Annotated in this window: 7 protein-coding genes and 1 CRISPR repeat array; all 7 genes read left to right on the forward strand. The window is 73.2% G+C overall.

Annotated elements, in window-relative coordinates; genetic code table 11:
• Positions 1 to 475: hypothetical protein (locus ACFDTH_RS17090; RefSeq protein WP_375288763.1), on the forward strand; the 475-nt coding region annotated here is incomplete at its 5' end.
• Entirely contained in the window at positions 472 to 999 is a 528-nt protein-coding gene (locus ACFDTH_RS17095; RefSeq protein WP_375288764.1) for a type I-E CRISPR-associated protein Cse2/CasB, read from the forward strand. The genes ACFDTH_RS17090 and ACFDTH_RS17095, both read left to right, overlap by 4 nt.
• Before the next feature lie 15 nt (positions 1,000 to 1,014).
• Complete coding sequence (gene cas7e, locus ACFDTH_RS17100) at positions 1,015 to 2,220, forward strand: type I-E CRISPR-associated protein Cas7/Cse4/CasC (protein ID WP_375288765.1); 1,206 nt, start codon at positions 1,015 to 1,017, stop codon at positions 2,218 to 2,220.
• Entirely contained in the window at positions 2,220 to 2,942 is a 723-nt protein-coding gene (gene cas5e, locus ACFDTH_RS17105) for a type I-E CRISPR-associated protein Cas5/CasD (RefSeq protein WP_375288766.1), read from the forward strand. Before cas7e ends, cas5e begins: the two co-directional genes overlap by 1 nt.
• The gene (locus tag ACFDTH_RS17110) at positions 2,939 to 3,691 is read left to right on the forward strand and encodes a type I-E CRISPR-associated protein Cas6/Cse3/CasE (RefSeq protein ID WP_375288767.1); all 753 of its coding nucleotides are present in this window, start codon (positions 2,939 to 2,941) and stop codon (positions 3,689 to 3,691) included. The genes cas5e and ACFDTH_RS17110 overlap by 4 nt, the downstream gene beginning before the upstream one ends.
• Before the next feature lie 96 nt (positions 3,692 to 3,787).
• Positions 3,788 to 4,729 (forward strand): type I-E CRISPR-associated endonuclease Cas1e, encoded by a 942-nt coding sequence (cas1e, locus tag ACFDTH_RS17115; protein ID WP_375288768.1) that lies wholly within the window; start codon positions 3,788 to 3,790, stop codon positions 4,727 to 4,729.
• The gene (gene cas2e / locus ACFDTH_RS17120; RefSeq protein WP_375288769.1) at positions 4,729 to 5,064 is read left to right on the forward strand and encodes a type I-E CRISPR-associated endoribonuclease Cas2e; all 336 of its coding nucleotides are present in this window, start codon (positions 4,729 to 4,731) and stop codon (positions 5,062 to 5,064) included. Before cas1e ends, cas2e begins: the two co-directional genes overlap by 1 nt.
• 41 nt (positions 5,065 to 5,105) lie before the next feature.
• Positions 5,106 to 5,500: direct repeats of the CRISPR family, unit length 29 nt; unit sequence GTCTCCCCCGCCCCCGCGGGGATGGGCCC.
• Positions 5,501 to 5,538: the final 38 nt, after the last annotated feature.

Here is a 5,538-nt window from a genome sequence, read left to right on the forward strand (position 1 = left end):
CCTCCATCGCCGCGCGGTCCGCACCAGCCGCGTCGAGGAGATCGCGGAAAGCGGGGACGACCGGGTGCTGGACGTGATCGGCGACACCGCCACCCGCCGCGCCGGAGAGGCGGGCGAGGCGGGCAAGCGGCTCCGCCGCGCGCTGATCATGCTGGTCCAGGGCGGTCCGGAACAGGCGCGGCTGGACGACGATGCCGCCGGCGCGAAGGTCGATCCGTGGGTTCGCCGCTTCGATGCGCGGGTGGACCGCATCTTCTTCGATGCGCCCTTCTGGGATCAGGCGGTCGCTCCCGAGGACCAGCGGCGGGATCATGCGCTCTCCTGGCGGCGGCAGCTGTGCGCCATGGCCGAGCTTGTCTTCACCGACGCGGCCGAGGCGGCGCCGCGCACCGCAATGCGCCGCATCCGCGCGATCGCGCGCGCCCGCGCAATGCTGGACGGGCAGATGAACAAGTGGATCGGGGAGATCGCATGACCGACGCGACGGTGGACACGCCCGTGGACCCGCGCCCGAAGGATCCGGTCGCCTCGATCGCCGGGCAGGTGGCGCACCTGTCCACCGGCGATCGCGCGCGGCTGCGGCGCCTCTACCTCACCCGTTCGCACGAAGCGGACGGCGTCGTCGTCGGCCTGCTCCACCGCGCCGGCGTTGCCGTGTCGGCGCGCGAGGAGGTGTTCGCGCCGTGGCGCCTGCTCGCGCATGTCGCCGCGCTGCTCGCCGGCACCGCCGCGGCGCAGCCGCACGCGCTGGGCCGGCGGCTGGGCACCGCGCTGCATGCCTCCGGCCTGTCGGAGAACCGGCTGCTCCGCCTCACCGCGGCGCGCGGGCCAGCGCTGCACGCGCAGATCGTCCGCGCCGCGCGCCTGCTCGCCCAGGCGGGCGAGGCGCCGGTGAACCTGTGGACCTTGCACCATCTTGCCGGGCGCGACCCGGACCTGGCCGAGGCGGCGCGCATCCGCATCGCCCAGGATTACTACGCCGCCGCCGCGCGCGCCTGACAGGGGGATAGTTAAGTGACGCCGAAGTTCATCCAGATCCACTTCCTTGCCGCTTGGCCCGGCGCCCTCCTCAACCGCGACGATGCCGGCCTCGCCAAGCGGCTGCCCTTCGGCACCGCCACCCGCACCCGCATCTCCTCGCAATGCCTCAAGCGCCACTGGCGCAAGGCGGACGATCCGCGCGCGCTCCATGCACTTGCCGCGGAGAATGGCGTTGAAGGTATCCGCTCCAAGATCGCGATCGAGCGCGAGGTGATGCTGCCGCTCCGCGCCCGTTTCGACGGCGACGCCGTCGATGCGGTGCAGGATGCGTTCCTGGCCAAATTCTACGGCAAGAACGCCAAGGACAAGCAGCAACGCCAGGCCCTGCTGTTCGGCCGGCCCGAGATCACCTGGATGCGCGCCGAGGCGGAACGGCTGCTCGCCGAGAGTGGCACCGCCACCGCCGCCAAGGCCGCGGCCGAGATCTGGATCAAGGAGGAGAAGAACAGCCTCAACCAGCTTCGCGACCAGGCCGCGCTCTCCGCCAGCCTGGAGGCGTCGCTGTTCGGCCGCATGGTCACCAGCGATCCGCGTGCCAACACCGATGCCGCGATCCACGTCGCGCACGCCTTCACCGTGCACGAGGAACAGCCCGAGCTCGATTATTTCACCGTGGTCGACGACCTCAGCGACCGCAGCCTCGGCGACGACGCCGGCGCCGCGGGCGTCTTCGATACCGAGCTCACCTCGGGCCTCTATTACGGCTATGTCGTGATCGACCTGCCGCTGCTCGTCTCCAACCTCACCGGCTGCGACCGGCGCGACTGGGCGGGCGAGCATGATCGCGATCTCGCCGCGCGGGTGGTCGAGAATCTCGTCCACCTCGTCGCGGAGGTCTCGCCCGGCGCCAAGAAGGGCTCCACCGCACCCTACAGCCGCGCCGAGCTGGTGCTGGTGGAGGCGGGCGACCGCCAGCCGCGCACTTTGGCCAATGCGTTCCGAGACGCTGTCCCGCTCGTCGATCGCGACTCGAACCACAGCCTTGGCCACCGTACCGCGCAGACCATGCTCGGCCATCTCTCGGCGATGGACACGATGTACGAGACCGGCGAGGCGCGCCGGCACGCTGCGCTGCCCGATCTCGCGCTTCCCGGGATCGAAGGCGGGTCGCTGCGCGATCTCGCCGCCTGGGCCGGCGGCATCGTCCGCAGCGCGTCGGTCGAGGGCGGCGCCGCCTGATGGCGCGGCACCTGCTCCTCGATCTCGACGCGCCGCTGATGAGCTTCGGCGGCGAGATGGTCGACGCCTATGGCGTCGTCCGGGACTTCCCTGCGGTGTCGATGGTCGCGGGCCTGCTCGCCAATGCCCTCGGCTGGGAACGGTACGAGGCGGAGCGCCACGCCGGGCTCCAGACGCGCCTCGTGCTCGGCTCCGCCCGTATAGCGGAGGGCCGCCGCGTGCGTGATTTCCAGACCGCGCAGCTGGGCAGCAGCGACCGGGGCTGGACGACGCGCGGGCGCATCGAGGGCCGCGCCGGCGGTGCCGCCACCTACCAGTCCCCCCACATCCGCTACCGCGACATGGACGCGGACGCGCGCGTCCTCGTCGCGCTGCGCCTCGATCCCGCGGGGGAGGACCCCACGCTCGACGATTGCGCCGCCGCGCTTGACCGGCCCGAGCGCCCGCTCTTTATCGGCCGCAAGCCCTTCCTGCCCGCCCGCCCGCTCCACCTCGGCAGCGTCGAGGCGGAAACGGTTCGCGCGGCGCTGACCGCCGGCCTCGCCCTGCTTCCGCAGGCGCCCCGGATGGATGCGCCCGTGCGCGCGCAATGGCCCCGTGCCGAGGGGCTGTCCGGCAATGCGGTGGAGGAGGAGATCACCGACGAGCGGCACTGGCCCGCCGGCGTTCACGCCGGGCTGCGCCGCGTCGCCGTCGGCACGATCGCGCGGGCGGCGGCATGACCCATCTCGTTCGCCTGCCCGTCAACCTGCGCGCGCTCGCCGCCTTTGCGGCGGCGAACGGCGCCAGCGACGATGATGGCGGCTATGCGCTCCACCTCGCCTTGCGCCGCCGCTTCGGCGGCGCCGGGCCGCAGCCCTTTCGGCTGTTCGCCGACGGGCCCGCCGCGCCGCACCTGCTCGGCTATCTCGCCGATCCCGCGCCGCTCGCCGATGCCGCCGCGCTCCCTGCTGCCGATCCCCTGCTCGATCCGGTCTTCCCCGATCCGCCGCAGCTGCGCGCCATGCCCGATGGCTGGCGCGAGGGCGCGCGCTACGGCTTCGAGGTGCGCGCGCGCCCCGTGGTCCGCTTCGGCGCGCGGGTGAAGGCCGAACGCGCCGCCGCCGCGCCCGCCGGCCCCGAGCATTGGCATGCCCGCGCCGGCGAGGTCGATGCCTGGATCGCCGCGCGCACCCGGCCCGGCGGCGATCCGGAAGTGACGCGCGAGACCGCCTATCGCGACTGGCTCGCCACCCGCCTCACCCCCGCCGCCGCGATCGAGAGCGCGGAGGTCACCCTGTTCCGCCGCACCCGCACCCATCGCTCCACCCACGGCCGCCCCGGCCGCGGCAGCGTCGAGGGGCCCGAAGCGGTGGTGAAAGGCACGCTCGCCATCCAGGACGCCGCCGCCTTCGCCGCGCTCCTCTCCCGCGGCATCGGCCGCCACGCCGCCTTCGGCTTCGGCATGCTGCTGCTGTCCCCGGCGCGGTGACGGGCAGGCCCACCCCCGTTCGCCCTGAGCGAAGTCGAAGGGCACGCACCACACCGTGCGACGCCGCCCGGCACGAATGGAGGTAACGGCCCCGCCATGCTCTCCGGTCGCCTCGGCCTCGAACGCGCCCGCATTCCACATGCGGACCGCCAGGGCCTGATCTGGCTCGATCGCGGCCGGCTGGAGGTGGAGGACGGCTGCCTGCGCTTCGTCACCGCCGGTGGCGGCACGCTGGAGGCGGGCGATTACCAGATCCCCCACCAGGCGATCTCGATCGTGCTGCTCGGCCCCGGCTCAAGCGTCACCCACGATGCGCTGCGCCTGCTCGCCCGCCACGGCTGCGCGCTCGCGGCGATCGGCGAGGGGGCCGTGCGCTTCTACACCGCGCCGCCCTTGCTGCCCGATGCCTCCGCGCTCGCCCGCGCACAGGTCACCCGCTGGGCGGACCCGAAGCAGCGCATGGAGGTCGCCCGCGCCATGTACGCGATGCGCTTCGGCGAGATCGTGCGCACCCGCGACATCGCGGTGCTACGCGGGCAGGAGGGCGCGCGGATCAAGCGCGCTTACGTCGCCGCGGCCGAGCGCCACGGGATCGACTGGCGCGGCCGCCGCTACGATCGCGAGGACCCGGAGGGCGGCGACCTCGCCAACCAGGCGATCAACCACGCCGGCTCGGCGATGACCGCTGCTGCCTGTGTCGCGGTGGCGGCGACCGGCGCGATCCCGCAACTGGGCTTCGTCCACGAGGATTCGGGGCAGAGCTTCTGCCTCGACATCGCCGACCTCTACCGGCACGACGTGCTGCTCGACATCGCCTTCGGCGCGGTGAAGGAGACGCGCGGCCGCGGCGCCGCGCCGATCGAGCGCCTCGTCCGCAAGCGCGCCGCGTTGCTGTTCCGCCAGCGCGAGGTGATCCCCGGCATGATTGAGCGGATCAAGGCGCTGATCCTGCCGGGTGCGGAAACCACCGACGCGGGTCCGCCGCCCGCCGCCACGCGCCGGCTCGGTGCCGATCCCGGCGCCGCGGGCGCGCGCTGATGCCGCTCACCGTGCTGATCACCCGCGACGTGGAGGACCGCTATCGCGGCTTTCTCGGCTCGGCGATGCTGGAACTGGCGCCCGGCGTCTATGCCCAGCCGCGGATGAGCGCGGGGGTGCGCGCCCGGGTCTGGGCGGTGATGGAGGAATGGCACGCGCGGCTCCGGCACGGCAGCATCGTGATGTGCTGGGCGGAACCGTCGTCGGCGGGCGGGCTCGGCCTGCTGACCTTGGGGGAACCCGCAAAGGATGTCGTCACGCACGACGCGATCCTGCTGGTCCGGCGGAGACGTGTGCGAACTTCGGTGAAGGCAAACTCGCCTTTTCCCTCCTGATCTTTGATATTGTAAACGCAATCAACCCGTTGCACTCCAGGGTCTCCCCCGCCCCCGCGGGGATGGGCCCCATGCTAGACCAGGATCAACCCACGCTCGGCAGTCTCCCCCGCCCCCGCGGGGATGGGCCCACCTGCATTCCGCAGCACCGTGCGCGGGTTGAGTCTCCCCCGCCCCCGCGGGGATGGGCCCCGCACCGTCGCTGGTCAGCTTCTTGAAGCCCGGTCTCCCCCGCCCCCGCGGGGATGGGCCCGACTCGCTCGACAAGCTGGAAGGGATCAACGCGTCTCCCCCGCCCCCGCGGGGATGGGCCCTGCGCGTCGGCGACGGCGCCAGTCGCCACCGCGTCTCCCCCGCCCCCGCGGGGATGGGCCCCGTATCCCCGGGGCACGATCGCGCGGATTGCGGTCTCCCCCGCCCCCGCGGGGATGGGCCCTCGACGCGCAGATCGGACAGGCGCGAACCGTCGTCTCC

Origin of the sequence: Sphingomonas sp. (genome assembly GCF_042096255.1) — a bacterium.
Taxonomy (GTDB): Bacteria; Pseudomonadota; Alphaproteobacteria; order Sphingomonadales; family Sphingomonadaceae; genus Sphingomonas.

Coding starts and splice junctions, on each gene's coding strand:
- ACFDTH_RS17110 (WP_375288767.1), top strand. CDS start 2,939: ATGACCCATCTCGTTCGCCTGCCCGTCAACCTGCGCGCGCTCGCCGCC.
- cas5e (WP_375288766.1), top strand. CDS start 2,220: ATGGCGCGGCACCTGCTCCTCGATCTCGACGCGCCGCTGATGAGCTTC.
- cas1e (WP_375288768.1), top strand. CDS start 3,788: ATGCTCTCCGGTCGCCTCGGCCTCGAACGCGCCCGCATTCCACATGCG.
- ACFDTH_RS17095 (WP_375288764.1), top strand. CDS start 472: ATGACCGACGCGACGGTGGACACGCCCGTGGACCCGCGCCCGAAGGAT.
- cas2e (WP_375288769.1), top strand. CDS start 4,729: ATGCCGCTCACCGTGCTGATCACCCGCGACGTGGAGGACCGCTATCGC.